28 protein-coding genes are annotated in these 25,551 nt (G+C 68.9%); 17 read left to right on the plus strand and 11 right to left on the minus strand.

Features of this window, described 5'->3' with window-relative positions; all coding sequences use genetic code 11:
• Nucleotides 1–31: 31 nt before the first annotated feature.
• Entirely contained in the window at nt 32–421 is a 390-nt protein-coding gene (locus G4G00_RS11745; protein WP_108748204.1) for a DUF6165 family protein, read from the plus strand.
• A gap of 7 nt (nt 422–428) precedes the next feature.
• Here G4G00_RS11745 and G4G00_RS11750 read toward each other — a convergent pair whose 3' ends face one another.
• Nucleotides 429–1,103, minus strand: coding sequence for a response regulator transcription factor (locus G4G00_RS11750; RefSeq protein ID WP_108751913.1), 675 nt, complete (start codon nt 1,101–1,103; stop codon nt 429–431).
• A gap of 190 nt (nt 1,104–1,293) precedes the next feature.
• On the minus strand, nt 1,294–1,866 hold the full coding sequence (locus G4G00_RS11755) for an Ax21 family protein (protein ID WP_108748202.1): 573 nt from the start codon (nt 1,864–1,866) through the stop codon (nt 1,294–1,296).
• A gap of 276 nt (nt 1,867–2,142) precedes the next feature.
• Between G4G00_RS11755 and G4G00_RS11760 the strand changes: the two genes are divergently transcribed.
• Entirely contained in the window at nt 2,143–2,502 is a 360-nt protein-coding gene (locus tag G4G00_RS11760; RefSeq protein ID WP_108751912.1) for a DUF1428 domain-containing protein, read from the plus strand.
• A gap of 20 nt (nt 2,503–2,522) precedes the next feature.
• On the opposite strand, the gene G4G00_RS11765 is transcribed toward G4G00_RS11760, so the two are convergent.
• The 4 genes from G4G00_RS11765 to G4G00_RS11780 form a co-directional block, all read right to left on the minus strand.
• Nucleotides 2,523–3,215 carry a hypothetical protein gene (locus G4G00_RS11765; RefSeq protein WP_164273698.1) on the minus strand — a complete coding sequence of 231 codons (693 nt, stop codon included), beginning with the start codon at nt 3,213–3,215 and terminating at the stop codon, nt 2,523–2,525.
• Nucleotides 3,216–3,254: 39 nt separating this feature from the next.
• Nucleotides 3,255–4,304, minus strand: a complete 1,050-nt coding sequence (locus G4G00_RS11770; RefSeq protein WP_164273700.1) for a cupin domain-containing protein — start codon at nt 4,302–4,304, stop codon at nt 3,255–3,257.
• Between the two features lie 17 nt (nt 4,305–4,321).
• On the minus strand, nt 4,322–4,981 hold the full coding sequence (locus G4G00_RS11775; RefSeq protein WP_164273703.1) for an ATP-binding protein: 660 nt from the start codon (nt 4,979–4,981) through the stop codon (nt 4,322–4,324).
• Nucleotides 4,982–5,074: 93 nt separating this feature from the next.
• The gene (locus tag G4G00_RS11780; protein WP_108751908.1) at nt 5,075–5,578 is read right to left on the minus strand and encodes a DNA starvation/stationary phase protection protein; all 504 of its coding nucleotides are present in this window, start codon (nt 5,576–5,578) and stop codon (nt 5,075–5,077) included.
• 225 nt (nt 5,579–5,803) lie between these two features.
• Here G4G00_RS11780 and G4G00_RS11785 point away from each other — a divergent pair, with 225 nt between their 5' ends.
• The 5 genes from G4G00_RS11785 to G4G00_RS11805 all read left to right on the plus strand — a co-directional run bounded on the left by G4G00_RS11785 (nt 5,804) and on the right by G4G00_RS11805 (nt 11,074).
• Entirely contained in the window at nt 5,804–7,750 is a 1,947-nt protein-coding gene (locus G4G00_RS11785) for an ATP-binding protein (protein WP_199911401.1), read from the plus strand.
• A 1-nt stretch (nt 7,751) separates the two neighbouring features.
• Entirely contained in the window at nt 7,752–8,387 is a 636-nt protein-coding gene (locus G4G00_RS11790) for a response regulator transcription factor (protein ID WP_108748196.1), read from the plus strand.
• 125 nt (nt 8,388–8,512) lie between these two features.
• The gene (locus G4G00_RS11795; RefSeq protein WP_108751907.1) at nt 8,513–8,920 is read left to right on the plus strand and encodes a response regulator; all 408 of its coding nucleotides are present in this window, start codon (nt 8,513–8,515) and stop codon (nt 8,918–8,920) included.
• A 66-nt stretch (nt 8,921–8,986) separates the two neighbouring features.
• A complete protein-coding gene (locus G4G00_RS11800) occupies nt 8,987–9,823 on the plus strand; it encodes an alpha/beta hydrolase (RefSeq protein WP_164273705.1) in 837 nt (278 codons plus the stop codon).
• 60 nt (nt 9,824–9,883) lie between these two features.
• A complete protein-coding gene (locus G4G00_RS11805) occupies nt 9,884–11,074 on the plus strand; it encodes an MFS transporter (protein WP_108751905.1) in 1,191 nt (396 codons plus the stop codon).
• Between the two features lie 60 nt (nt 11,075–11,134).
• Here the strand turns inward: G4G00_RS11805 and G4G00_RS11810 are convergent, their stop codons facing one another.
• Nucleotides 11,135–12,040, minus strand: coding sequence for a histone (locus G4G00_RS11810; protein ID WP_108751904.1), 906 nt, complete (start codon nt 12,038–12,040; stop codon nt 11,135–11,137).
• A 457-nt stretch (nt 12,041–12,497) separates the two neighbouring features.
• On the opposite strand from G4G00_RS11810, the gene G4G00_RS11815 reads away from it, so the two are divergent.
• From G4G00_RS11815 to G4G00_RS11855, 9 genes are all read left to right on the plus strand, one after another.
• Entirely contained in the window at nt 12,498–13,931 is a 1,434-nt protein-coding gene (locus G4G00_RS11815) for a Do family serine endopeptidase (RefSeq protein ID WP_108748191.1), read from the plus strand.
• 100 nt (nt 13,932–14,031) lie between these two features.
• Nucleotides 14,032–14,394: a hypothetical protein gene (locus tag G4G00_RS11820; RefSeq protein ID WP_108748190.1), complete on the plus strand. Its 363-nt coding sequence runs from the start codon at nt 14,032–14,034 to the stop codon at nt 14,392–14,394.
• 8 nt (nt 14,395–14,402) lie between these two features.
• Complete coding sequence (locus G4G00_RS11825) at nt 14,403–14,873, plus strand: phage holin family protein (RefSeq protein ID WP_108751902.1); 471 nt, start codon at nt 14,403–14,405, stop codon at nt 14,871–14,873.
• Nucleotides 14,870–15,331: a protein sip-5 gene (locus G4G00_RS11830; RefSeq protein WP_164273710.1), complete on the plus strand. Its 462-nt coding sequence runs from the start codon at nt 14,870–14,872 to the stop codon at nt 15,329–15,331. The genes G4G00_RS11825 and G4G00_RS11830 overlap by 4 nt, the downstream gene beginning before the upstream one ends.
• 67 nt (nt 15,332–15,398) lie before the next feature.
• Entirely contained in the window at nt 15,399–16,505 is a 1,107-nt protein-coding gene (locus G4G00_RS11835; RefSeq protein ID WP_164273713.1) for an AI-2E family transporter, read from the plus strand.
• Between the two features lie 31 nt (nt 16,506–16,536).
• Complete coding sequence (locus G4G00_RS11840) at nt 16,537–17,256, plus strand: HAD family hydrolase (protein WP_108751899.1); 720 nt, start codon at nt 16,537–16,539, stop codon at nt 17,254–17,256.
• Between the two features lie 3 nt (nt 17,257–17,259).
• The gene (locus G4G00_RS11845; protein WP_108751898.1) at nt 17,260–18,627 is read left to right on the plus strand and encodes a M17 family metallopeptidase; all 1,368 of its coding nucleotides are present in this window, start codon (nt 17,260–17,262) and stop codon (nt 18,625–18,627) included.
• 138 nt (nt 18,628–18,765) lie between these two features.
• On the plus strand, nt 18,766–19,869 hold the full coding sequence (locus G4G00_RS11850) for a catalase family peroxidase (RefSeq protein ID WP_164273716.1): 1,104 nt from the start codon (nt 18,766–18,768) through the stop codon (nt 19,867–19,869).
• On the plus strand, nt 19,866–20,402 hold the full coding sequence (locus G4G00_RS11855; protein WP_164273719.1) for a cytochrome b: 537 nt from the start codon (nt 19,866–19,868) through the stop codon (nt 20,400–20,402). Before G4G00_RS11850 ends, G4G00_RS11855 begins: the two co-directional genes overlap by 4 nt.
• Nucleotides 20,403–20,541: 139 nt before the next feature.
• On the opposite strand, the gene G4G00_RS11860 is transcribed toward G4G00_RS11855, so the two are convergent.
• Genes G4G00_RS11860 through G4G00_RS11875 form a run of 4 tightly spaced genes read right to left on the minus strand, consistent with a single transcriptional unit; the run spans nt 20,542 to nt 24,031 of the window.
• Complete coding sequence (locus tag G4G00_RS11860) at nt 20,542–21,144, minus strand: response regulator transcription factor (protein WP_164273722.1); 603 nt, start codon at nt 21,142–21,144, stop codon at nt 20,542–20,544.
• The gene (locus tag G4G00_RS11865; RefSeq protein WP_108755161.1) at nt 21,141–22,355 is read right to left on the minus strand and encodes a sensor histidine kinase; all 1,215 of its coding nucleotides are present in this window, start codon (nt 22,353–22,355) and stop codon (nt 21,141–21,143) included. Before G4G00_RS11865 ends, G4G00_RS11860 begins: the two co-directional genes overlap by 4 nt.
• 6 nt (nt 22,356–22,361) lie before the next feature.
• On the minus strand, nt 22,362–23,138 hold the full coding sequence (locus G4G00_RS11870) for an ABC transporter permease (RefSeq protein ID WP_164273725.1): 777 nt from the start codon (nt 23,136–23,138) through the stop codon (nt 22,362–22,364).
• Nucleotides 23,135–24,031, minus strand: a complete 897-nt coding sequence (locus tag G4G00_RS11875; protein WP_164273728.1) for an ABC transporter ATP-binding protein — start codon at nt 24,029–24,031, stop codon at nt 23,135–23,137. The genes G4G00_RS11870 and G4G00_RS11875 overlap by 4 nt, the downstream gene beginning before the upstream one ends.
• Nucleotides 24,032–24,234: 203 nt before the next feature.
• On the opposite strand from G4G00_RS11875, the gene G4G00_RS11880 reads away from it, so the two are divergent.
• Entirely contained in the window at nt 24,235–25,482 is a 1,248-nt protein-coding gene (locus G4G00_RS11880) for an efflux RND transporter periplasmic adaptor subunit (RefSeq protein WP_164273731.1), read from the plus strand.
• Nucleotides 25,483–25,551 lie beyond the last annotated feature (69 nt).

A 25,551-nucleotide genomic window follows, 5' to 3' on the forward strand; every position in this document is an offset into this window, starting at 1 on the left:
TCATGGCCGCCTGTTTCCAGGAAGTAGTCGCGTGGACGCCATTCTCACCCCGGTATCGATCGGCGAGCTGATCGACAAGATCACCATTCTCGAGATCAAGGCCGAACGCATCACCGATGCGGCCAAGGTCGCCAACGTGCGCACCGAACTGGACGGCCTGCTGCCGCTGCTGCAGCAGCAGCTGCAGGCGCAGCCCGCGCTGCAGGCGCTGAAGGTGCAGCTGAAGGAGATCAACGAGCGCATGTGGGACATCCAGGACCAGCTGCGCGACAAGGAAGCGGCGCAGGTGTTCGACGATGCCTTCGTGCAGTTGGCACGCGGCGTGTACGGCACCAACGGCGAACGCATCGTGGTGAAGAACGAGATCAACCGCGTGGCCGGTTCGGCGCTGGTGGAAGAAAAGCAGTACCAGGGCCAGTAAGCCGGGCTCAGCTGCATTCCAGCAGGTGGCGGATGCGGAACAGTTCGCCATCGCTGCGGATGCCCAGCTTCTGGTAGGCGGTTTTCTTCTGGGTACTGATGGTGCTGGCCGCACGCTGGAAGCGCAGGGCCATTTCGCCGGTGCTGCAGCCCTGCAGCACCAGCCGCAGCACTTCGCGTTCGCGTCGGCTGAGCGGCGCCAGAGTGGGCGCCACCGCGCGCAGCGTGCGCGAGCGGCTGAGCTGGGCGCGCAGGTCGGGGGGCACGAAGCGGCCGCCGCGCGATACCACATCCACCGCGCGCAGCAGCACGTCGGGCGCGGTGGCCTTGGACAGGAAACCGCGTGCACCGGCCTGCATGGCCGTGGTGACCGTGCTGGCGTTGCAGTGCGCCGACAACACCAGCACCGGCAGCTGCGGCCACTGGCGGGACAACCGGCGCAGCAGCGCCATGCCATCGCCCAGGTCGCCCAGTGGCAGTGCATCGATCAACAGCAGATCGATACCGCCGGGCTCGCGGCGCAGCTGCTGCAGCAGTTCGCCCTCATCGGCGTAGCTGCCACACACTTCCACACCGCTGTGCTGCCGCAGCAGCACTTCCACGCCCAGCCGCAGTACCGGGTGCGGATCCAACAGTGCCAGCCGGCGCGGCCGGTCGGGTAGCAGGGGCGGAAGGACGGGCATCGCTGCATATCCGGCATTTCGGGAATGCCACCGTAGGCCGCCGTCGCGCGCTGCGGAATCCAATTCGTTGCAATGCAGCACGGGCGCCGACCAATGGTCATGCGCGGTTTCGATAGCTGAAACAGAACAGGCCCGGTCAAGACCGGGCCTGTTCGTGCGTTGCCTGCGCGCACGGCGCGCGGCGCAGCGATTACCAGCTGAAGCGCGGGCCGACGGTGTATTCCTTGTCGCCGTGGCGGTTCATCTTCAGCTCGCCGTTCACGCCCCAGTTCTGGTTCAGCTTCACCTGGCCACCCAGGCGGCCGTACCACTGGCCGTCGATGTCCACGCCGTGCTTCTTCGAATAATCTTCGTAGCCGACCAGGCCATAGACTTCGGCGTGGGCGCCGAAGGCAGTGCGGATACCGGCTTCAGCGCTGTAGCCGTTGAAATCCAGGCCGTGCTTCTGGTCGAACTTCTGGTAGGCCACGCGGGCGACGAAGTCGCTGGACGGTGCGATTTCAACGTTGTAACCGGCACCGACCTTCCACTGGTCGACCTTGATGTTGGTGTGGTCCACTTCCTGGCGGCTGTACTCACCGAAGGCATGGAAGTTCGGCAGGAAGCCGTAGGAACCCTTGACGCCGTAACCGTCGGCCTTCACGCCATCAACGTCGGTCTTGGCGTAGTCCGCCTCGGCGTAGTTGTAGGACAGGTTTTCAGCGGCCGAAGCGGTGAACGGCAGGGCAGCGGCCAGAGCCAGGGCAATCAGCGAATTCTTCATGGGGGTACACCTTTACTTTCTTATGGTGTGCAGCAGCGCCAAGGCGCCATCGCATCGGGAATGTAAATTCTCCGTTATTCGACACAACGCTCCCTGAAAACTGCGGTCTTCGCATTGCTGAATTTTTTGGCTTGATTCAGGCACTTTCTGGCATACGCGCGCGCTGCGTGCACATGCACTGCATTCCAATGGGCACAGGCGTGTCGATTGCACGCGCCCACATTCGTCGAACCAGCAAGGCCGTGCATCCGCCACGGTCCACCACGGAGGCAAGTGATGAGCTACATCGATGGTTTCGTCCTGGCGGTGCCCACCGCCAACAAGGAAAAATTCCTGGCCCACGCCCGCATGGGCGACGTCGTGTTCATCGAATACGGTGCGCTGCGCGTGGTCGAGTGCTGGGGCGACGATGTGCCGCCGGGCAAGACCACCGACTTTTTCGGCGCGGTGAAGGCCACGCCGGATGAGACGGTGGTGTTTTCCTGGATTGAATGGCCCGACAAGGCCACCCGCGATGCGGGCATGCAGAAGATGATGGAGGACCCGCGCATGGATCCGTCGAAGAACCCGATGCCCTTCGATGGCGCGCGGATGATCTATGGCGGCTTCGTGCCGATCCTCGATCTGTTGCCCTGACCGACCCGACGCGAAGCGACTCAGCGCGCGCTGGGGTCGTCTTCGCTGGCATGGCCGGCGCCCAACGCGGCGCCGGCCCCCAGGCCGAGGCCGCCCATGCCGGCGCCCGCTCCACCGCCACCGCCCCCACCGCCGCGACCGCCCTTGGCCTCGCCCTCGCCGCCTCGCGCTTTGTTGCCGCCGGCGCCGCCACTGGCCGGACGGGTCGGGCCCTGCGGTGGAATCTGCAGGTCGGTCGGCACCGGGGCCAGGTCCAGTGCCTGGCGCACGAAATCACGCAGCGATACCACCAGGTCGTGGGTATGCACCGGCCGGCCCTGCGCCAGTTCGGTGGCGGCGCGCGCGGCCAGCCGCACCTGTTCGTCGGTGCCCAGCAGCAGGATGTCCGACAACGCCGCCTCCACTGCATCGCGGATGCGCCGTGCACGCTCCGAGCCCGGCTCGGTGCTGCCGCTTTCGTGGGCGCGCTGGCGCAGTTCGCGCAGATGGGTGGGGTCCACGCCCAGATCGCCGGTGAACGAGCCGCCCAATGTCTTGTAGGCGGCCATCAGCGTGCGCAGGCGCTCGTTGATCTGCCGGTTCTCACGCTCGCGGCGCTGCTGCAGGGTCTGCATCACCAACAGGCGGATGCCCACGCCCAGCAGGGTGATCAATGCCAGCCCAGCCAGCGTGGACAGCACCCCCTGCCAGGAACTGAAGTCGATACCGCGCATGCGCAGGCCTCCCCGGGAAGACCTGCATGGTGGCCTACTTCAGGTGCAGGGATCGAGAGGATTGCCGCGGGCCACGATCAGCGGGTCGCGGGCGGTGGCCGGCAGCACCGGCATGCGCTCCACCGGCACGCCGAAGGTCGCTGCCAGGGTGGCCGGTGGCAGCGCCGCGCCACACAGGCGGTAGCCGATATCGGCCGGCATCGGCCGGTCGAAGAACACCAGGAAATGGATGTCCTGCCCCAGTGCCTCGATCTGGTGCGGGTAGGCCGGGGGAATGAAGTACACATCGCCTGGTGACAACAGGTAGGTGTCGGTGCTGCCGTCGGGGTCGAGCACGGTCATGCGCGCATGGCCGCGGTGCACGTAGCCCATTTCGGCGGTATCGGGGTGCCAGTGCGGTTCGCGCATGCCGTCTTCGCCGATCTGCAGCGAGTACATGGCCAGATGGCGCAGGGCGGGCCAGAACTGGCTGCGGGCGACCCGTGCGTGGCCATACGGGAACGTCACCGGCGCCGACTGCGCTTCCACATCGAAGCGCAGCGGCTGCGCATGATCGGGCGACGCAGGCGGCAGACCCCGCGGGCGCGGTACCAGGTAGCGGGTGCCGGTATCGCGTGGCAGCGCCGCAAAGGCGCTGGCGGGCAGATCGAAGGTATTGCCCAGCACCGCGTCGCTCATCGCACCGAAGGCCGCCTGCAGCGAGAAATCCTGCGGGTGCGCATGGCTGAAGGCGATGATCAGTTCGGCGCGGCCGGGGCCCAGGTTTTCAATCAAATGCAGTGCACCGCTGGGAATGTGGAACATCTGCCCTTCTGACACGACAAACGCAGTGACCTGGTCACCGTTGTCGATCACCTGCACGCGCACCTGGCCCTGGCAGACGTAGGCCAGTTCATCGGCATTGGCATGCCAGTGCGCTTCGCGCATGGCGTCGGCTTCCAGCCGCAGGCGCTTGATCGACAGCCCCTGCAGCAGCGGGAACGCCGTGCCATCCAGGCGGCGGACTTCGCCCAGCGCACTGGCATGGGCCAGTTCTGCGTGGGCCAGCGAACGGACGTGACGGGACAGGGGCATGGCAGAAACAGACATGACGTTCTCCGTAGGAATCAGGCGATCGTGCTGGGCAGGGCCAGCAGGAAGCAGGTGCCGCGGCGTGGCGAGGACTGCACATCCACGAAGCCACCGCTGGCTTCCACCGCGGCGCGCACCTGGGCCAGGCCGAGGCCGCGCCCCGGGCCGCGGCTGCTGGCGCCGGGCTCGAACACGCGCGCGGCAACGGCCGGGTCGATGCCCGGCCCGTTGTCGGCCACCCGCACGATGCCGTAGCGGCCCGGTATGCGGCCGGGGCGGGCCACCACCAGGGTGCAGGTGTCGGTGCTGATGCGCAGCCGCGCGCCCGGCGCGCAGGCTTCGCGCGCGTTCAGGGCCAGGTTCACCAGCGCACGCTGCAGGGCACTGCGGTCCACCTGCACGCGTCCGGACAGCGCGCAGGCATCCAGTTCCAGCTGCAGGGCCGGGGCGACGGCATGCCGCAGCAGCGGCGCCATTTCCTGCACCAGCTCGGCCAGATCCACGCCGTCACTGCTGCACGGACGCGGAATGTCCTGGCCCAGGAACAGCCGGGCCATGCCGGCGCCCTGCTGCAGGGCCTGCCCGGCCACGTCCAGCAGCGCGCTGTCGGCCGGGCCCAGGCGGCCGCCCTGCAGTGCCAGCCCGATCGCGGCGGCGGCCGCCTGCAGCACGTTGTTCAGATCATGGCCCAGCATGGCCAGGCGGCTGGCGGGGGACGGCTCGGCGGGGAGCCACTGCCAATGGGGTGTGCATTACCGCTCTCCTTGCAATGCGGACGGGTCGAGTGATCAGCGGGTTTCGCGGCAGGCGCCCAGGAACCAGCTGCGGCGTTCGGCCTCGTCGATCCAGGTTTCGATCAGGCTGGTGCTGGCCACGTCGCCGTACTCGCTGCACACGCCATGGGTGGCACGCAGGAAGCCGACCAGGCGGCGGTTGTCGTCGGCCAGTTCGGCCAGCATGTCCTGCGCGGTGACATAGTCGGCATCGTTATCCAGCAGGCGCTGGATGCGCTGGATGTGGCCGATCGAACGCAGGGTGGTGCCGCCGACCTTGCGCGCACGCTCGGCAATGGCATCGGTGGTGGCCAGCACCTGCGCAGACTGTTCGTCCAGCATCAGGTGGTAATCGCGGAAGTGCGGACCGCTCATGTGCCAATGGAAGTTCTTGGTCTTCAGGTACAGCGCGAACATGTCGGCCAGCAGCGCGGTCAGCGCCGGGGCCAGATCGGCGGCGGCCTGCGCGCCCAGGTCGTTGCGTACGCGCAGGGCGCTGGAAAAGGTGGGAGCGGTCATGACGGCGGTTCCAGTAGGGGACGGATCCAGCGTAGGCAGCGCGCGGGCCGGCGCCCATTGCACCTGGGTATCGTGCGGGGCATACCTTGGTTTGCCCGGCCGGCTGCGCACATCCGTGCAAGACGCCGGGCCGGGTCCTTGCCCAGCATGGGCGGGCAAGGGACCGTAGCAGCGGTCTTTCGGCGTGGCCGACAGGCGGCGCCCCACCCTGGCACAGGAGGCCCGATGCCAACGCCGCGCACCCCATCCCCCTGGACCCCGGCACCGCACCCCAGTGGCGGCGGCGACGTGGTGTTCCCGCACCGGATCATTCCTGCCATGGCACTGCGTGCGGTGGCCTGCGTGGTGGTGCTGGCCATCGCCCTGTTCGACACGCTGTCCACGCTGGAAGGCGCGGTGGCGGTGCTGTACGTGCTGCCGGTGCTGCTGGTGGCGCGCACCGGCCGCCGCGGCGACATCATCGCCGTGGCCGTGGCCGGCGCCGGGCTGACCCTGTGCGCCTACCTGGATACGCACGGCATCGACCACGTGGGGCCGCAGACCGTGCGCGCACTGGTCAGCCTGGTGGCGATCGCGATCGCTGCCGTGCTGGCCCTGCAGAACCAGCGTTCCATGCGCACCCTGGCCGACCAGGCCGTGCTGCTGGACCTGTCGCACGACATGATCTTCGTGCGCGACCCGGCCGGGGTGATCGGGTTCTGGAACCTGACCGCCGAGCAGGTATACGGCTGGAGCCGCGAAGAAGCTGCCGGCCAACCCGCCGACCGCCTGCTGCAGACCCGCTACCCGGCGCCGCGCTCGCAGATTGAAGCGGACCTGCTGCAGCACGACCGCTGGGAAGGCCTGCTGGCGCAGCGCACCCGTGACGGCCGCACCCTGTGGCTGGAAAGCCGCTGGGTGTTGCAGCGCGATCGCCAAGGGCGGCCGCTGCGGGTGCTGGAAACGCATACCGATGTAAGCGAACGGCAGGCCGCACACGCCGCGCTGGTGCGCAGCGAACAGCGCTACCGGCGCATGTTCGACGGCAGCCGCATCGGCGTGGTGGAACAGGACTGGAGCGAGGTGCAGGCCGAACTGTCGCGGCATGGGGTGGGCGATCGTGCGCAGCTGCAGGCCTATCTGCAGGCCTCTCCGCAGGCGCTCACCCGCTTCCGGCAACGGGCGCGCCTGGTGGGCCTGAACCCGGCCTTCCGCCGCCTGATCGGCGAAGGTGCACCACCGGCGACGGTCGATGCGGTGCTGGCCGACGACGACCGCACCTTCGCCGCATCGCTGGCCGCCTTCGTTGCCGGCGCGCCGCACTGCGAAGGCGAGACATCCATCGTGCGCGCCGACGGCAGCACGGTGCCGGTGCTGTTCACCATCACCTTCCCCGACCGCCGCGAAGGCGATGGCACGGTGCTGGTGTTCGTGGTCGACATCCACGAGCGCAAGCAGGCCGAGGCCCGTGCCTTGGCCGCGCAGGCCGAACTGGCCCATGCCAGCCGCGTGGCCACCCTGGGTGAACTGACCGCGTCGCTGGCGCACGAGGTGAACCAGCCGCTGATGGCAGTGGTGACCAATGGCGAGGCGGGGCTGCGCTGGCTGCGCCGACCGCAGCCAGAACTGCACGAAGTGGAACTGGCGATCGAACGCACCATTGCCGAAGGGCGCCGTGCCAGCGGCATCGTCAAGAACGTGCGCGACTTCCTGGGCAAGACGCCGCCCGCGCACGAAGTGCTGGCCCCGGCCGTGCTGGTGGACGATGCCCTGCGCCTGCTGCAGCACGAGCTGCAGCGCGAGCAGGTGCAGGTGCAGGTGGACCAGGTGGCCGCGCTGCCGGACGTGCCGGGCCAGCGCATCCAGCTGCAGCAAGTGCTGGTGAACCTGCTGTTGAATGCCTGCCAGGCCATGAGCGGGCAGCCCGGCGTGCGCGCCCTGCACATCGAACTGCAGGCGATCGACGGCCACGTGCGCATCGACGTGAGCGACACCGGCCCGGGCATCGCCGCCGAACACGTGGCGCGCCTGTTCGAGCCCTTCTTCACCACCAAGCCGCAGGGCATGGGCATGGGCCTGCCGATCTGCCGCACCACCGTGGAAGCCCACGGCGGCCAGCTGCAGGTGCGCAGCACGCCCGGCACCGGCACCTGCTTTACCCTGCTGCTGGCCACTGCACCGGAGACCGCCTGACATGCATCGTTCCGCGCCCCCACCCGCTGCGCCGCCGTTGGTGGTGATCGTGGATGACGATCCGTCCGTGCGCACCTCGCTGGACAGCCTGCTGCGCTCGGTCGGGCTGCAGACGCGCTTGTACGCGGCCCCTGGCGAACTGGGCGCGCAGCCGCTGCCCGATGTGCCCGGCTGCATCGTGCTGGACGTGCGCCTGCAGGGCGTGAGCGGTCTGGATGTGCAGGCCCAGCTGGCCGCCCAGGGCGTGGCCCTGCCGGTGGTGTTCATGACCGGCCATGGCGACATTCCGATGACGGTGAAGGCGATGAAGGCCGGCGCGGTGGATTTCCTGGCCAAGCCCTTCCGCGACCAGGACATGCTGGATGCGGTGACCGCAGCCATCGAGCGCGACCGCCAGCGCCGCCAGAGCGATGGCGCGCTGGACGGCGTGCGCGCGCACTACGCCACCCTGACCAGCCGCGAGCGCGAAGTGATGGCGCTGGTGGTGTCGGGCCTGATGAACAAGCAGGTGGCCGCCGAACTGCAGTTGAGCGAGATCACGGTGAAGATCCACCGCGGCAACGTGATGCGCAAGATGGGCGTGCGCTCGCTGGCCGAGCTGGTGCGCCAGGCCGAAGCCCTGGGTATCGGCCACTGAGCACAGCCCGCGCCCGGGCCGCTACCCACACCTGCGTATGATGGTGGCGGCCGCGCGACTGCGGCATAAAGGACACCAGCCAAGCCCGGACCCGTTGCGTCCGGGGTGGCATGAAGGAGTCCCACATGTTTCCGCCCCCCCTCATCGCGATCGTGGACGACGATGCCGGCGTCCGCGCGTCGCTGTCCAGCCTGATGCGCGCGCTGGGCTATGCCGTGCGTGCCTACGCCCACGGCCAGGCGCTGCTGGATGACAGCACACTGCCCGCGCCGGCCTGCATCATCAGCGATGTGCAGATGCCCGTACTCGATGGTGAACAACTGCAGGCACGCCTGCGCGCGCGCGGTGCGGTGCCGCCGATGATCTTCCTGACTGCCTTCCCCACCGCGGCCGTGGAACAGCGCGTGCGTGCGTCCGGCGCTGTCGCGTTCCTGCGCAAGCCGGTGGACGCCGATGCGCTGGCCGACTGCCTGCAGCGGCTGTTCGAAGCAGGCGATCACACCAAGGTATGCCCCGGCGAACCGAGCGTGTGATGTTGCGCCGAGCCTCCCAGGCGTAGCGTGGACCTCGTTCCCACCCACCCCTGAGGAGTTACCCGGATGAGCACTGTCACCACCCCCGATGGCGTCGAGATCTTCTACAAGGACTGGGGCCCGAAGGAGGCCCAGCCGATCGTCTTCCACCATGGCTGGCCGCTGTCCAGCGATGACTGGGACACGCAGATGCTGTTCTTCCTGGCCAAGGGCTTCCGCGTGATCGCCCATGACCGCCGCGGCCACGGCCGTTCGGCGCAGGTGAGCGAAGGCCACGACGTGGACCACTACGCCGCCGATGCCGCGGTGGTCATGCAGCACCTGGACCTGCGCAACGCGGTGCATATCGGCCATTCCACCGGCGGTGGCGAAGTGGCGCGCTACGTGGCCCGCTACGGCCAGCCGCAGGGCCGCGTGGCCAAGGCCGTGCTGGTCAGCGCGGTGCCGCCGATCATGCTGCGCACCGCGGCCTACCCCAAGGGCCTGCCGATCGATGTGTTCGACGGCCTGCGTGCAGCACTGGCGGCCAACCGTTCGCAGTTCTTCCTGGACCTGCCCGGCGGCCCGTTCTACGGCTTCAACCGCGAAGGCGTACAGGTCGTTCCCGGTGCCATCCAGAACTGGTGGCGGCAGGGCATGGCCGGCAGCGCCAAGGCCCATTACGAAGGCATCAAGGCCTTCTCCGAAACCGACTTCACCGACGATCTGAAGGCGATTACCGTGCCGACCCTGGTGCTGCATGGTGACGACGACCAGATCGTGCCGATCGATGCGGCCGCACGTGAGTCGATCAAGCTGCTGGCCAACGGCACGCTGAAGGTCTACCCGGGGTATCCGCACGGCATGCTGACCACCCACGCCGACGTGATCAATCCGGACCTGCTGGCCTTCGTGCAAGGCTGAGGTCTGCCCGCGCGCGGGCACTGCAGCACGCCCGCGCGTTTTTCCGTCAGGAGCCGTGTCATGTCTTCCTCCCCCACTGCGGTCGGCGCCACGCGCGCCGCACCGTTGTTCGCCATGGCCGTGGCCGCCGGCCTGGGCGTGGCCAACATCTACTACAACCAGCCGATGCTGGCGGCCATGGCCCATGACCTGGGCGATGTGCGGGTAAGCAGCTGGATACCCGCGCTGACCCAGCTCGGCTACGCCGCCGGCCTGCTCCTGCTGCTGCCGCTGGGCGACCGCCACGAACGGCGGCGGCTGATCGTGCTGCAGTTCCTGGCGGTGGCGCTGGCCCTGGTGGTGTCGGCGCTGGCGCCGGGGCTGGCCACCTTGGCGATCGGCGCGATCCTGCTGGGGGCGGCCGCCACCGTCGCCCAGCAGATCGTGCCGTTCACTGCGCTGCTGGTGGCGCCGGAGCGCCGCGGTGCAGCCATCGGCACGGTGATGAGCGGCCTGCTGGCCGGCATCCTGCTCAGCCGTACGCTGGCCGGACTGGTGTCGAGCGCCAGCAGTTGGCGCGCCATGTTCTGGCTGGGGGTGCCGCTGGCGCTGGGCGCGGCCCTGCTGATGGCGCGTTCTCTGCCACGGCATGCACCGCCGGGCCACCCGCCCGGTTACGGTGCACTGCTGGGATCGTTGCGCACGCTGTGGCGCGACCATCCGCTGCTGCGCCGGGCCACCTGGGCGCAGGCGCTGCTGTTCGCTTCGTTCTCGGTGTTCTGGACCACGCTGTCACTGCACCTGGCCGCGCCGCCGCTGCAGCTGGGTGCTGCCACGGCCGGGCTGTTCGGCATCATCGGCGTGGTGGGCGTAGCGATCGCACCGATGGCCGGGCGCTTGGCCGACCGCCGTGGGCCGGCACCGGTGGTACGGTTGGGTGTGCTGGCCACGCTGGCATCGTGGCTGCTGCTGGGCCTGTGGCCAGGCCTGGCCGGCCTGGTGCTGGGCGTGGTGGTGCTCGACTTCGGCGTGCAGGTAGCGCTGGTCAGCCACCAGCACCAGGTGTACGGCCTGCACCCGGAGTTCAAGAGCCGGCTCAACACCGTCTTCATGACGGGCATGTTCCTGGGCGGGGCGTTCGGCTCGTGGGCCGGCGCGCTGGCCTGGCATCACTTCGGCTGGACCGGCGTGGCGATGTTCGGCGGTGCCTTGCCGCTGGTCGCGCTGGCGGTGCTGCAGTGGCGGCCGACGGTGCAGCTGGCGCGCCACTGACAGGCAAAAAAAAACCCTTCCGCCCGGACCGGGCGGAAGGGTCGATGGCGCCGGCGCGGATTACTTGCGCTTGGCAGCCTTGCGCACGACCTTCTTGGCCGGCGCCTTCTTGGCGACAACCTTCTTGGCCGGTGCCTTCTTGGCAGCGACCTTCTTGGCCGCGACCTTCTTCAGCGGTGCAGCCTTCTTGGCCACGGTCTTGCGGGTGGCGGCGACCTTCTTGCCGACAACCTTCTTGGCGGCCGCAGTCTTCTTGGTGGCGACCTTCTTGGTGGCGGCAACCTTCTTGCCGACGGCCTTCTTGGCCACGGCGGTCTTCTTGGTGGCGACCTTCTTGCCGGCCGCAACCTTCTTGCCGACAACCTTCTTCGCAGCCACGGCCTTCTTGCCGGCAACCTTCTTGGCAGCAACGGTCTTCTTGGCCACAGCCTTCTTGGCGGTCGCGACCTTCTTGCCGACAACCTTCTTGGCAGCGGCGGTCTTCTTGGCCACGGTCTTCTTGGCCACGGCAGCCTTCTTGGTGGCGGCCTTCTTCACGGTGGCGACCTTCTTGCCGGCAGCCTTGGTGGCAGCCTTGGTGGTCTTCTTGGCAGCGGCGGCCTTCTTGGTCACGGCCTTGCCGGCAGCCGCCTTCTTCTTGGCCACTTCCTTCTTCAGGGCAGCGGCTTCGGCCTTGGCATTCTTCTTGGCGGTTTCCAGCTTCTTCTTCGCCTTGGCAACGGTCTTGCCAACCGACTTGGCAGCCTTCTCGGCCTTCTTGGCAACGGTCTTTTCGACCTTGGCCACGGCCTTCTTGGCCTTGGCAACGCGGGTACCGGCAGCCTTGGTGGCGCGCTTGACGGTCTTCTTGACCGACTTCACGGCGTCTTCGGCGGCGTGGGCGATGGTCTCGCCGACGTTGGTGGCGGTTTCTTTCACGTTCTCGACGGCGTCGGTCACGACCGACACACCATTACCGTTGCTCATGTTGCCCTCCTGGGGGCCTGGATTGTCAAAACGGGGCGATGCTATACCGACAATCGCCATCGTGGAACGGGTCACGCTTCTGCAATCGCATCCTGTGCGACGGTACTAAGGTAAGCGGACCGGGTCGTTACGCCGTGCAGGATCCGGCAAACCCCTTTTTTTCAGCGGTGCGCGAACATTGCGGGCACGCAGCTGCATGCGCTGGAACGTGCGCTGGCCGCGCGTTGCGGCAATTGCGGCCAAGCGGCATCGTGCTGCCCATATGCGCGGAACTGCGCAAGTATCGCGCTGTGTCCAACTGTCGCCCGCTGCCTGCATGCGTACCGGCGCGGGTCGCGTGGACGCCGCCAGCGCCCTGGCTTTTTCATGGGCCATTTATCCGGATCGCGACACACTCATTCAGCTTGTTCTACCGTATAGGCCTACGGCCCCCACCCACGCCAACAATTTGACTGCCATGCGACCGCTACCCACCCTGCTCACGCTCGCCATTGCCGCAGCCTTCGGCGGCTTCGTTGCCACCGGCCTCAACGCGCACCTGGACAACCGTGCCGACGCAGCACCGTTGCCGGCCGCACTGCCCACCACCGCGGCGCTGCCGGCATCGGTGGCCGGACAGGCGGTGCCCTCGCTGGCGCCGATGCTGGAAAAGGCCATGCCGGCGGTGGTCAGCGTCAACACCAAGCAGGTGGTGCGCGTACGCAACCCCTTCTTCAACGACCCGTTCTTCCGCCGCCTGTTCCCGGATATTCCGCAGGAACGCATCAACGAATCGCTGGGCTCGGGCGTGATCATCGATGCCAGCGAGGGGCTGGTGCTGACCAACCACCACGTGATCGACAACGCCGACGACGTGCAGGTCACCCTGGCCGACGGGCGCACGGTGAAGGCCGAATTCCTCGGCTCGGACCGCGACACCGATATCGCCCTGATCCGCATTCCGGCGCAGAACCTGACCGACATCAAGCTGGCCGACAGCAACCAGCTGCGCGTGGGTGACTTCGTGGTGGCCATCGGCAACCCGTTCGGTTTCAGCCAGACGGTCACTTCGGGCATCGTCTCGGCGGTCGGCCGCAGCGGCATCCGCGGGCTGGGCTACCAGAACTTCATCCAGACCGATGCGTCCATCAACCCCGGCAATTCCGGTGGCGCGCTGGTCAACCTGCAGGGCCAGCTGGTGGGCATCAACACCGCCAGCTACAACCCGCAGGGCAGCATGGCCGGCAACATCGGCCTGGGCCTGGCCATTCCATCCAACCTGGCCCGCAGCGTGGTGGACCAGCTGGTGAAGCATGGCGTGGTGGTGCGCGGCACGCTGGGCATCGAAAGCCAGAACCTGAGTGCGCAGATCGCCCAGGGCCTGGGTCTGGGCGAAACGCGCGGCGCGCTGGTCACCCGCGTGCTGGCCGGTTCGGCCGGCGCCAGCGCGGGCCTGAAGCCGGGCGATGTGGTGGTGTCGGCCAATGGCCAGCGGGTGGACAGTGCCGAAGCGCTGCACAACGTGGAAGGCCTGGCCGCGGTGGGCAGCGTGCTGACCCTGGATGTGCGCCGCGAAGGCAAGCCGCTGCAGATCAAGGCCACGCTGAAAGAGCAGGCGCGTGCGGTGACCGGTGACAGCCTGGACCCGCGCCTGGGCGGGGCCACCTTCGTCGATCTGCCCGAATCGCTGCGCCAGTCCGGCGTGGGCGGCGTGCTGGTCAGCGAGGTCAAGCGTGGCAGCCGCGCGGCCAGCAACGGCCTGCAGCAGGGCGACATCATCGCCGAGGCCACGGTGGGTGAATTCGCCGACCTGGCCAGTTGGCGCGCCAATTTCCAGCAGCGCCCGCCCACCCTGGTGCTGCGCATCCTGCGCAACAATGGCCAGCAGCAGGGCCAGTTGGTGATGCGCTGATCGCCCCGCCGTAACACCCCCTATACCCGGCCGATGCTATTGCTACCCGTCCCATCGGCCGAACATCCGTTCGTCCCCCCATCGCAACAGGAGTGATTCGATGAGCCCCACCAATACCGAGAACCTGAAGGAACACCTGGGTGAAGCCGGTTCCCACCTGAAGCAGGCCGCCAGCGCTGCCGGCGGTGCGATCAAGGGTGCAACCGGCGCCGCCGGTGACGAACTGCGCATCGGCAAGGCCAACGTCAAGGCCGAACTGTCCGACAGCGCGCTGTCCGGCCTGGCCGCTGCCGAGTTCGGCGGTGCCGCCGCCAAGGAACAGGTCGATGCGCTGATGGACAAGGGCAAGGATCTGGTGGACAGCGCAGCCGAGCTGATCCGTGAACGTCCGCTGGCCTCGTTCGGCGTTGCCTTCGCCGCCGGCTGGCTGATTGCCAAGCTGGCCAGCAGCAACAACAAGTAAGCCGCGGCGTGAGCGAAGACACCACGCAGGCTCCCGATCCGGCGGCGACCCCGCCGCTGGACGAGAGCATCCGCCAGGTCGGCGCGGCCGGCAAAGCCGCCGCCGATTCGGCCAAGCACTCGCTGCGTTCGCTGCGGCGCCTGGCCTCGGCCGACTTCGCCCTGGCCCGCAGTGCGTTCGGCCGTGCGCTGGCGTGGGCCGGGGTCGGCATCGTGTTCGGCGCCTCGGCCTGGCTGCTGATGGCGGCCACCCTCATCGCCCTGCTGCAGAGCTGGGGCCTGAGCTGGCTGCAGGCGCTGCTGATCACCTCCCTGCTCAGCCTGGCCGTTACCGGCTACGCGATTTGGCGGGTGTCCTACTTCTTCCACCACACCGGGATGCATGCCACCCGGCGTCAGTTGTCACGCCTGGGCCTGTTCGATGAGCCCAGCGAGGATGACCCGGACGCCGATGTGCAGATTCCGGAGGGCAAGCCATGAAATTCGGCGCACTGCAGCGGCGGGTGAAGCGCTGCGAACAGGTGGTGGCCGTGCGCATGGCCGAAACCCAGGACAACTGGGGCGTGCTCAGCCAGGTCTGGCGCCGCGGCTGGTCGCCGCTGCGCATCGTGGTGGTCGGCCTGGCCGGCGGCTTCGTGGCCGGCAAGCTGGAAGTGCCTGGAAAGGTGAATGGCGCGCGCTGGCTGCAGATGATCGGCTCGGTGTCCAACCTGATGGCCAGTGGCCAGGCGGCGTTCGCCGCGGCGATGGCGGCCCATGCCGCCGATACCGCCGACGAGGCTGCCGAGACCGCGGATGCCGCCGCCGACACCGCTGCGGATACGGCCACCGGGCAGGCCACGCCGCCACCGGCATCTGCGCCTGCGGCCCCGCGTGCGGCCGACGAGCTGCGCGTACCGCAGCCGGCCGAGGCCGCTACCGACGTCTCTGAACGTTGACACCGTGAACCCGCCGCGTTGATCGCGGCGGGACGATAATGCGCTTCCCTTCCCGGTCGGTGCGCCGATGAGCGAGCCCCTGTTGTCCCCCTCTTCGCCCGCGCCCGCGCCCGACGCGCCGCTGCCGCCGCCGTCGCGCCCGCGCGGGCCGATGTCGCTGGTGATCCTGGCCACCCTGGCCGTGGCGTACACGCTGTGGGCGGCGCAGGACATCTTCCTGCCCATCCTGCTGGCCATGTTCTTCGCCCTGGTGGGCAACCCGATCCTGCGCCTGCTGCAGAAACTGTGGATTCCGCGCGCACTGGGCGCGCTGTTGATCCTGGGCGCCGGGCTGGGGGTGACCACCGCGCTGGCGGTGCAGCTGGTGGGCCCGGCCATGGACTGGGCGCAGGAAGCACCGCAGCAGCTGCGCAAAGTGGCGCGCCAGGTGCAGGACCTGACCAAGCCGGTGCAGCAGGCCAACCAGGCCGCGGAAAATTTCGCCCGCGTGGCCGGCGGCGAGAGCAGCCGCCGCGTGCAGGTCATCCGCACCCAGCTGGACGATCCCTACCGCATGCTGACCCGCGCCCCGCGCCTGGCCGCTTCGGTACTGGCGGTGGTGCTGCTCACCCTGTTCTTCATGATCTACGGGCAGAGCCTGCAGCGCGCGGCCATCGCCTTGTTCCCCAACCGCCAGCAGCAACGCTTCACCAGTGACATCCTGCGTTCGATCGAACGCGAAGTATCGCGCTACGTGCTGACGATCACCGTCATCAACACCCTGGTCGGCCTGCTGTTTGCCGGCGTGCTGATGCTGCTGGGCATCGGCCTGCAGGAAGCGCTGCTGTGGGGCACGGTGGCGGCGCTGCTGAATTTCGCGCCCTACGTGGGCCCGCTGATCGGCGTGGCGCTGATGCTGCTGATGGGCTTTGTGGAATTCCGCGATCCGCTGCAGGCGCTGCTGCCGGCCGCCGCCTACCTGGCCCTGCATACGCTGGAAGGCCAGCTGGTGACCCCTATCGTGCTGGGCCGGCGCATGAAGCTGTCGCCGCTGGTGCTGATCCTGGCGCTGATGGTGTTCGGCTGGGCCTGGGGCATGATCGGCCTGCTGCTGGCGGTGCCGCTGCTGGTCTGCATCAAGCTGGTGCTGGCACGGCTGGAAGGCATGCAGGGCTGGGCGCGGCTGCTGGAATGAAAGCCCGGCCGCGCGGGCGTAGAATGGCGGGGTGAACTTCCCTGTCCTTGCCATCACCCTCGACCTCGACGACACGCTGTGGCCGTTTGCTCCCATCGGCGCCCGCATCGACCAGGTCCTGTACGACTGGATGCGTGAACACAGCCCCGCCACCGCCGCGATGTATCCGGTGGCGGCCATGCGCGAACTGCGCGAGCGCGCGTTCCGCGACAACCCACAGCTGCATTTCGACCTGAGCGCGCTGCGCCGGCTGACCCTGCAGGAGGCGCTGCAGAACAGTGGCGCCAGCCTGGACCTGCTGGAGCCGGCCTACGAGGCGTTCTACGCCGCGCGCAACCAGGTGGAGTGCTATCCGGACGCGCTGGATGCACTGGCCCGCATTGCCGCGCGCGTACCGGTGGCCGCACTCAGCAACGGCAACGCCGACCTTGAGCGCATCGGCCTGGCCCATCACTTCGCCTTCCAGCTGGGTGCCCGCGAACACGGCGCCGCCAAGCCGGAACCGAGCATCTTCCATGCCGCCTGCGAACGCCTGGGCGTGGCCCCGGCGCAGGTGCTGCACGTGGGCGACCACATTGAAATGGACGTGGCCGGCGCGATCGCCGCAGGCCTGCGCGGTTGCTGGATCAACCGCGAAGCGGCCACCTGGAATCATCCGCAGCTGCAGCCTGACCTGCAGTTCGACACCCTTACCGGCCTGGCCGATTGGCTGGATGCCAACCTCGACGCCGCCGCACCCCGGAGTAGCTGACGCATGAGCGAGATCACTGGTTTCACCGCTTCCACCGCCACCGCCCTGCCGCTGTACGTGCTCGACCGCAGCCAGTTCGAGGCGTGGAAGGCGACCCAGCCGGCGGCCACCCAGGCCTGGCTGAGCGCACAGGGCTTCAACGCCGCCGCGCACAGCGTGGCCCTGCTGCCGGGCAGCGATGGCCTGGCCGGTGCGGTGATCGGCGTGGGCGACCGTGCCGATGCCTACAGCTATGCCCATGCCCCGCACGCCCTGCCCGAAGGCAGCGTGTGGCAGCTGGCCAGCGAACTGAGCGCCGACGAACAGGCCCTGCTGGAACTGGGCTGGGGCCTGGGCAGCTACCGCTTCGACCGCTACCGCAAGCGCAACCGCGCACCGGCACAGCTGGTGGCCGCGCCGCAGGGTGAAGTGGCCGACCTGATCGCCGCCAGCCTGCGCGTGCGCGACTGGGTGAACACCCCCACCGAAGACATGGGCCCGCAGCAGCTGGAAGACGCCGCGCGCGCGTTGGCCGACGCCCACGGTGCGCAGGTTGAAGCGATCACCGGCGATGCGCTGCTGCAGCAGAACTTCCCGGCCATCCACGCCGTCGGCCGTGCCTCGCACCGCGCACCGCGCCTGGTGGTGCTGCGCTGGGGCAAGGAAAGCGACCCGGCGCTGGTGGTGGTCGGCAAGGGCGTGTGCTTCGACACTGGCGGCCTGGACATCAAGCCCGCCGATGGCATGCGCAACATGAAGAAGGACATGGGCGGCGCCGCCCACGCCCTGGCCCTGGCCGGTCTGGTGATGGCGCAGCAGCTGCCGGTGCGGCTGACCCTGCTGGTGCCGGCGGTGGAAAACGCGATCGGCCCCGATGCGTTCCGCCCCGGCGAAGTCATCGCCACCCGCAAGGGCCTGAGCGTGGAAATCGACAACACCGATGCCGAAGGCCGGGTGATCCTGTGCGATGCACTGACCTTCGCCAGCGAGCAGCAACCGGACCTGGTGCTGGATTTCGCCACCCTGACCGGTGCGGCGCGCATCGCGCTGGGCCCGGATCTGCCGGCGCTGTTCAGCAACGACGACAGCGTGGCCCAGCAGTGGCTGCAGGCCGGCGATGCAACCCGTGACCCGGTGTGGCGCATGCCGCTGTGGCGCCCGTACCTGCGCTATCTGTCCAGTGGCGTGGCCGACCTGGCCAACGCCGGTTCGCGCATGGCCGGTTCGGTCACCGCCGCGCTGTATCTGGAACGCTTCCTGGCCGAGGGCCAGCGCTGGGCGCACCTGGATGTGTACGCCTGGAACGACGGCGAACGCCCGGGCCGCCCGGCCGGTGGCGAAGCGCTGGCGCTGCGTTCGGCCTGGGCGATGCTGAAGGCGCGTTACGCCTGAAGATGCCGCCGGGCATGGCCCGGCGCTACCGGAACCGGTCGGCAAATCTGACGAAAAATTGAATACCGGGCCTGGAAGGGTTCTGCGAGGATGTGCGGGTCGACCACCCACACGTCCAGTGAAGGCAGGAACCCGACCATGCCCTTGTTCCGCTTTACCCGCGCCGGCCAGGGGCCGCGCTCGCCCCGCCCGCACACGCCCCTGCCCTGGATCGCCCTGATCGCGCTGATACTGGGCGGCGTTGCGCTCGTGTTCGCCTGGCTGGCCGGCTGGATCGGCGACCGCCTTACCGCGCAGCGCTTCACCGACACCATCGAAGCCACCGGCCCGGCCCATCCCGGCTTCCGCCGTGCGCACAGCAAGGGCATCTGCGTGAGCGGCTGGTTCGAACCCAGCGCACAGGCCCGCCCCCTGTCCAGCGCACGGGTGTTCTCGCAGCCGCGCGTGCCGGTGATGGGCCGCCTGTCGATCGGCGGTGGCGATCCCTATGGCGCCGACAACACCGCGCGGGTGCGCAGCCTGGCCGTGCAGATGGTGAGCGATGACGGCCAGGAATGGCGGATGGCGATGAACAGCTTCCCGTTCTTCGCCGTACCCACCGCCGAGGCCTTCTTCGAACAGACCCGCGCCGGCATTCCCGACCCGGCTACCGGCAAGCCCGACCCGGCGAAGATGGCCGCCGTGCTGGCGAAATACCCCAGCGCGCAGGCGTTCCAGCAGTGGGCCAAGACCGCGCCGTGGACCAGCAGCTGGGCCGACACCACCTATAACAGCGTGAACAGCTTCTGGTTCACCAACGCCCAGGGCCAGAAGCGCGCGGTGCGCTGGCGCTGGCAGCCGCAGGCGCCGGTAGTGGTCATGGATGCCGAGGCGCGCAAGCAGGCCAGCGTCGATTTCCTCAGCCAGGAACTGCGCCAGCGCCTGGCCAACGGCCCGGTGCGCTGGAACCTGGTGGTCAGCACCGCCGCCGCCGGCGATGCCATCGACGACCCGTCGGTGCCGTGGCCCGAATCCCGCGAACAGGTAGTGGCCGGCGTGCTCAGCCTGGACCGCATGCAATCGCAGGAAGAAGGCGCCTGCGGGCAGATCAACTTCGATCCGCTGATCCTGCCCAGCGGCGTGCGTGGCAGCGATGATCCGATCCTGGCCGCCCGTTCGGCGGTGTACTCACAGTCCTTCAACCGCCGCGAACGCGAACGCGCCGCCGGCAACGTCGAACAACCGAAGGAGGCCGCACGATGACCACCGGCAACGGCCACTTCAACCTGCTGGCGCGGGTGCTGCACTGGACCATGGCGGTGATGATCGTGGCCATGCTGTTCATCGGTGTGACCATGGTCGCTTCGTTGCACCTGCGGCCGATGCTGATCGACCTGCACCGGCCGCTGGGCGTGGCGATCTTCGTGCTGGTGCTGCTGCGCCTGTACAACCGCCTGCGCCACCGGCCGCCCCCGCTACCGGCCGATCTGCCGGCCTGGCAGGTGCTGGCCGCCACGGCGTCGCACTGGCTGCTGTACGGGCTGATGCTGGCGATGCCGCTGATCGGCTGGGCGATGCTGTCGGCCGGTGGTTATCCGATCACCCTGTGGGCTGGCGTGCACCTGCCGGCCTTGGTGCCGCACAACCCGGCGCTGTATGCCGCCCTGCGCAATGCGCACAGCCTGCTGGCCTACGTGCTGTTCGCCACGGTGCTGATGCACGTGGGCGCAGCGCTGTTCCACCTGTGGGTGCGCCGCGACGGCGTGTTCCAGGCCATGGCCCGCGGCAAGGACTGAAGGGATAGTGCCGGGCCATGCCCGGCGGATCGTTTCCGCGCCTGCACACGACCAGCAGCCGAGCATGGCTCGGCTCTACAGAAAGCGCGCGCGCCCCCGCAGAAACCGCCCGCCGGCCATGGTCCGGCGCTACCGCTGCCTACAGCCAGCCCTTCTGCCGCGCCAGCCGGTACGCTTCGATGCGGTTGGCCACGCCCAGCTTGCCGATGCATTCGGAAAGGTAGTTGCGCACCGTGCCGTGCGACAGGCCCAGCTGTTCGGCAATCTCGCTGGCGCTGCGACCTTCGCCAGCCAGGCGCAGCACGCGGCGCTCGCGGTCGGTCAGCGGGTCGGCCTGCGACCAGGCATCCAGCGCCAGTTGCGGGTCGATTGCACGAACGCCCTGCTGCACCTTGCGCAGGGCCTCGGCCAGGTTCTCCGCCGGCGCGTCCTTCAACAGGTAGCCCAGCACGCCCGCCTCCAGCGCGCGGCGCAGGAATCCGGCACGGGCGAAGGTGGTTACGATCACCACCCTGATCGGCAGCTCCTGCCGCGCGATGCGCTGGGCCAGTTCCAGGCCGGTCAGGCCCGGCATCTCGATGTCGGTCACCAGGATGTCCGGCTGCAGCTGCTGCAGCATCCGCCACGCGGTTTCACCATCGGCCGCACTGCCCAGCACCTCGATATCCGGTTCCAGGCCCAGCAGCGCCGACAAGGCGCCGCGCACCATGGCCTGGTCTTCGGCCAGCAGGATGCGGATCATGCGGCGCCCTCCTGCGGCAGGGAAGCCGGGGCCACCGCCACCGTGGCCGCCGCCAGCGGCACGCGCACGGTCAGCACGGTGCCCTCGCCACGCGGCGACTGCACGGCCAGCGCACCGGCCAGCGCGGCCACCCGTTCGCGCATGCCGCACAAGCCATTGCCTTCGGCCTGCACCCCGCCGCGGCCGTCATCGCGTATCTGCATCACCAGTTGTCGTCCTTCCAGCATGAAGTCCACCTGCGCCTGCGTGGCCTGCGCATGGCGCACGATATTGGTGGCCGCTTCGCGCAGTACCAGCGCCAGGCCGCGTTCCACCTCCACCGGCATCGGCGGCGGCACGCTGTACTGCAGATGCACCTGCTGGCATTCCAGCAGCAAGCGCGCCGAGGCCAGCTCACCGGCCAGGTCACTGGCGCGGATACCGGTCACCGCGCTGCGCACCTGTGCCAGCGCTTCGCGGGCAATCGCCTCGGCCTCGCCGATTTCCTGCCGCGCACGTTCGTCCTGGCGGTCGTACAGCTTGCGCGCCAGTTCCAGCTTCAGCGTGATCAGCGAAAGGGTGTGGCCCAGCAGATCGTGCAGGTCGCGGCCGATGCGCTCGCGCTCGGCGGTGGTGGCCAGCCGCCGTACTTCGTCCTGGGAAAGCTGCAGCGCCACGTCGCGCTGGTGGCTGAGCGATTCCACGTTCACCACCAGGCCGACGATGAAAGAGACCGCCGGCATCCACACCAGCGCCTGCCACGGGTAGCCGAAGTACAGCGCCACCGCGCCGAACAACAGGTTCAAGCCGGTCAGCTGCAGCAGGTACACCCACCAGCCGCCGCGCCCGCTCATGCGCAGCAGCACGCAGCCGAACACGAAGTAGCTCAGGCCCGAGGGATACCAGGGCAGCAGCACCAGTGCCATGGCGATCATGGCCAGCGCGTAGCGCCAGGCGTGGTGGCGCGGCGCCAGCATCACCCGTGCGTACAGCAGCAGGAACAGCGGATAGCTGGCCAGGGTGATGAACAGCCAGCGCAGGGTGAAGCCATTGCCCAGCACCGGGGTTAGGAAGATCCACACCGACCACAGCAGGTGGATGGCGCCGCTCCACGGCGACTTGCCACGCCGCAGCAGATCGGCCACCGATGAATCCGGCGCAGGGCGCAGCAGCGACGCAAGCCAGTTCGATGGCACGGGGGAATCCAGGCGGGGATGATCGCTGTCGATCATGCCAGTTCAGCCGATCCGACGCAGGCGGCGGCGTGCCAGCAGCAAGGCTGCAGCAGCCACCAGCAGCAGCGCCAGCAGATGGCCCAGCGTACTGCCGGCCGCGGGCTGCCCCACCACCGGCAGCGCCAGCTGCGCCAGGTGCCAGGTCGGCCACAACGGCGCCACCGTGGAAAACACCTTCGGCAGGGCCGCCAACGGCAGCCACAGGCCGGACAGCAGGGCCAGCGGCAGGTACACCAGGTTCACCACCGCCGGCGCCGCGCTGGCGCCCACGTGGCTGCCGATCAGCAGACCGATGGCCCCCAGCGGCACCGCGGCCAGCGCCGCCACGGCCAGCAGCTGCAGGCTCTGCAGCGGCTGCAGGCGCACGCCACCGAAGGCATGCGCCACGGCAACCAGCAGCGCGGCAATCAGCGTGGCAAACAGCACCGCCATCACCAGCCGCGCCAGCAACGGCGCCGCCGATGGCAGCGGCAGCGCGCGCTTGAGGGTCAGCAGGCCGCCTTCGCGGTCCAGCGCCAGCTGCACACCGAAGCCGAACAGGGCCGGCGCCATCGCACCAAACACGCAGTAGGTGGCCAGCAGGTACAGCGGCGCATGGCCGCGCCCCAGCAGCACGCCAAACAGCAGGTAGAACAGCACCGGGAACAACAGCGACGGCAGCACGAAGGCCGGCGTCCGCCAGGCGCGGCGCAGCTCGGCCAGCAGTTCGGCGGCATAGGGGCGCAGCGCGGCACGGCAACGGCCGGCGCTGCTGGTTTCACGGTGGATGAGGGTGTTCATGCAGCCTCCCGGGTCAGGTCAAGGAACGCGTCGGCCAGGGCGGCGCCCTGCACTTCCAGTTCCTGCAGTTGCGCATCGGCGGCCAGCAGGCGTGCCACCACCGGCTCAGCCGGGCTGGCCAGCACCTGCAGATGCGCGCCATCGCGCTGCACCTGCTGCACGCCTGCCCAGTGCTGCACGTCCTCGACAGCCAGCGCGCTGCGGCAGCGGATGCGGCGCGGCCGGTCGGCCAGGCGCAGCTCGGCCAAGGGTGCGTCGGCCAGTACCCGGCCGCCTTCCAGCGCCACCACGCGCTGCGCCAGCGCCTCGGCCTCTTCCAGATAGTGTGTCGTAAGCAGCACGCCGCAGCCTTCGGCCACCAACTGCCGCACCGCCTGCCACATGCTCTGCCGGGCCTGGATATCCAGGCCAGTGGTGGGTTCGTCCAGGAACAGCACGCGCGGCCGGCCGCAGATGGCAATGGCGAACTGCACGCGGCGCTGCTGGCCGCCGGACAACTGGCCATAGCGGCGCCGTGCCACGTCCTGCAGGCCAGCGCGCTGCAGCACTTCGGGCAACGGCCATGGGTCGGGATAGCAGGCGCGGGCCTGCTGCACCAGTTCGTCCACGCGCAGCATCGGCGGCAGGTTGGTGCTCTGCAGCATCAGCCCCAGGCCAAGGCGGCTGGCGCGCTGCTGCGGATCACCGCCCAGCAGCTCCACCTGGCCGGCGTCGGCGCGACGCAGGCCCAACAGCACGCTGATCGCGGTACTCTTGCCGGCACCGTTGCGGCCCAGCAGCGCCAGCACCTGGCCAGCGCGCACCTGCAGGTCGATACCGTGCAGCGCGGTGTGGTTGCCGTAGTGCACCTGCACCTGCTGCAGGCGGGCCAGCGACGGGGGAATCGGATCCATGGGCAGTGCCGGTAGCGGGGACGTTGCCATCCTGTGCCGCCGTGGTCACATCCGGCAGTTGCCGCCGTCAGGAACTTCCAATGACAGCTGTCACTGCCCCTGCCGCCGTGCCTGCCGTCATGCTGTGCCGCACGCTCCACCGCCGGAACCGCCGCTGTCCGCGCTTCCGGTCACACCCGCCCGAACGCCTGTGATGGAACGCAATGAACGCTTCTGCCGAATTGTTGAAAGAACTCCGTATCGACCGCGGCGCGCCGCCGCCCCCGCGCGGTAGCGGCGGTTCGCGCCGCTGGCTGTGGATCGTGCTGGCGCTGCTGGTGCTGCTGCTCGGGGGCGCGGCCTTCCTGCTGTTCGGGCGCGAACCGGCGGTGGAAGTCAGCACTGCCCCGGCCGTGGCCATCCAGCAGGGCAATGCCAGCAGTTCGGTGCTCGATGCCAGCGGCTACGTGGTCGCCCGTCGCATGGCCACGGTGTCGGCCAAGATCACCGGCAAGGTCCGCGAAGTCATGATCGAAGAAGGCATGCGGGTGGAGGCCGGGCAGATCATGGCCACCCTGGACCCGATCGATGCCGATGCACAGCGCAGCCTGTCGGCGTCGCAGGTGCAGGCGGCACGTGCGCAGGTGGCCGGGCTTGAGGCGCAGCAGCGCCAGGCCGCCGCCGAAGCCAGCCGCCTGCAGGCCCTGGTGGGCCAGCAGCTGGTCTCGCGTTCGCAGTACGACCAGGCCGTGGCCCAGCGTGACAGCCTGCGCGCGCAGCTGGAAACGGCCCAGCGCAACGTCAAGGTCGCCAGCGACCAGTTGGCCATTGCCGATCTGGGCGTGGACAACAACATCGTGCGCGCGCCGTTTTCCGGCGTGGTGACCGCCAAGGCCGCGCAGCCGGGCGAAATCGTCTCGCCGCTGTCGGCGGGCGGCGGCTTCACCCGCACCGGCATCGGCACCATCGTCGACATGGACTCGCTGGAAATCGAAGTGGAAGTGGGCGAGGCCTTCATTGGCCGCGTGCAGCCGAAGATGCCGGTGGAAGCCACACTCAATGCCTACCCGGAATGGAAGATTCCGGGCGAGGTGATCGCCATCATTCCCACCGCCGACCGCGGCAAGGCCACGGTGAAGGTGCGGGTGGCGCTGAAGGTGAAGGACCCGCGCATCGTTCCGGAGATGGGCGTGCGGGTCAGCTTCCTGGAACAGGCGCAGCCGCAGGCCGCCGCCAGCACGGCGCAGGGCGTGCGCGTGCCGGACAACGCCGTGGTGCAGCGCGACGGCGCGTCGGTGGCGTTCGTGCTGGGCGATGACAACCGCGTGCAGCAGCGCAGCGTGCAGGCCGGCCAGGCCATGGGCAAGGACCGCCAGCTGCTGAAGGGCGTGAGCGCCGGTGAAGCGGTGGTGCTGAGCCCGCCCGACGCCCTGCACGACGGCAGCAAGGTGCAGCAGAAACAAGCGCAGTAACGGCCTGGCGCCCGCGTGGCGCCGCCGGCAACACCGCTCGACGCCTGCCCTCCGGCCTGCAGCCGGCGC

Source organism: Stenotrophomonas sp. B1-1, assembly GCF_010894375.1.
Lineage (GTDB): Bacteria > Pseudomonadota > Gammaproteobacteria > Xanthomonadales > Xanthomonadaceae > Stenotrophomonas.

Coding starts and splice junctions, on each gene's coding strand:
- G4G00_RS11775 (WP_164273703.1), bottom strand. CDS start 4,981: ATGCTGGGCCATGATCTGAACAACGTGCTGCAGGCGGCCGCCGCCGCG.
- G4G00_RS11880 (WP_164273731.1), top strand. CDS start 24,235: ATGAACGCTTCTGCCGAATTGTTGAAAGAACTCCGTATCGACCGCGGC.
- G4G00_RS11770 (WP_164273700.1), bottom strand. CDS start 4,304: ATGTCTGTTTCTGCCATGCCCCTGTCCCGTCACGTCCGTTCGCTGGCC.
- G4G00_RS11865 (WP_108755161.1), bottom strand. CDS start 22,355: ATGATCGACAGCGATCATCCCCGCCTGGATTCCCCCGTGCCATCGAAC.
- G4G00_RS11750 (WP_108751913.1), bottom strand. CDS start 1,103: ATGCCCGTCCTTCCGCCCCTGCTACCCGACCGGCCGCGCCGGCTGGCA.
- G4G00_RS11785 (WP_199911401.1), top strand. CDS start 5,804: ATGCCAACGCCGCGCACCCCATCCCCCTGGACCCCGGCACCGCACCCC.
- G4G00_RS11845 (WP_108751898.1), top strand. CDS start 17,260: ATGAGCGAGATCACTGGTTTCACCGCTTCCACCGCCACCGCCCTGCCG.
- G4G00_RS11765 (WP_164273698.1), bottom strand. CDS start 3,215: ATGCGCGGTATCGACTTCAGTTCCTGGCAGGGGGTGCTGTCCACGCTG.
- G4G00_RS11850 (WP_164273716.1), top strand. CDS start 18,766: ATGCCCTTGTTCCGCTTTACCCGCGCCGGCCAGGGGCCGCGCTCGCCC.
- G4G00_RS11835 (WP_164273713.1), top strand. CDS start 15,399: ATGAGCGAGCCCCTGTTGTCCCCCTCTTCGCCCGCGCCCGCGCCCGAC.
- G4G00_RS11855 (WP_164273719.1), top strand. CDS start 19,866: ATGACCACCGGCAACGGCCACTTCAACCTGCTGGCGCGGGTGCTGCAC.
- G4G00_RS11860 (WP_164273722.1), bottom strand. CDS start 21,144: ATGATCCGCATCCTGCTGGCCGAAGACCAGGCCATGGTGCGCGGCGCC.
- G4G00_RS11815 (WP_108748191.1), top strand. CDS start 12,498: ATGCGACCGCTACCCACCCTGCTCACGCTCGCCATTGCCGCAGCCTTC.
- G4G00_RS11875 (WP_164273728.1), bottom strand. CDS start 24,031: ATGGATCCGATTCCCCCGTCGCTGGCCCGCCTGCAGCAGGTGCAGGTG.
- G4G00_RS11800 (WP_164273705.1), top strand. CDS start 8,987: ATGAGCACTGTCACCACCCCCGATGGCGTCGAGATCTTCTACAAGGAC.
- G4G00_RS11830 (WP_164273710.1), top strand. CDS start 14,870: ATGAAATTCGGCGCACTGCAGCGGCGGGTGAAGCGCTGCGAACAGGTG.
- G4G00_RS11870 (WP_164273725.1), bottom strand. CDS start 23,138: ATGAACACCCTCATCCACCGTGAAACCAGCAGCGCCGGCCGTTGCCGT.
- G4G00_RS11795 (WP_108751907.1), top strand. CDS start 8,513: ATGTTTCCGCCCCCCCTCATCGCGATCGTGGACGACGATGCCGGCGTC.
- G4G00_RS11780 (WP_108751908.1), bottom strand. CDS start 5,578: ATGACCGCTCCCACCTTTTCCAGCGCCCTGCGCGTACGCAACGACCTG.
- G4G00_RS11790 (WP_108748196.1), top strand. CDS start 7,752: ATGCATCGTTCCGCGCCCCCACCCGCTGCGCCGCCGTTGGTGGTGATC.
- G4G00_RS11805 (WP_108751905.1), top strand. CDS start 9,884: ATGTCTTCCTCCCCCACTGCGGTCGGCGCCACGCGCGCCGCACCGTTG.
- G4G00_RS11820 (WP_108748190.1), top strand. CDS start 14,032: ATGAGCCCCACCAATACCGAGAACCTGAAGGAACACCTGGGTGAAGCC.
- G4G00_RS11810 (WP_108751904.1), bottom strand. CDS start 12,040: ATGAGCAACGGTAATGGTGTGTCGGTCGTGACCGACGCCGTCGAGAAC.
- G4G00_RS11755 (WP_108748202.1), bottom strand. CDS start 1,866: ATGAAGAATTCGCTGATTGCCCTGGCTCTGGCCGCTGCCCTGCCGTTC.
- G4G00_RS11760 (WP_108751912.1), top strand. CDS start 2,143: ATGAGCTACATCGATGGTTTCGTCCTGGCGGTGCCCACCGCCAACAAG.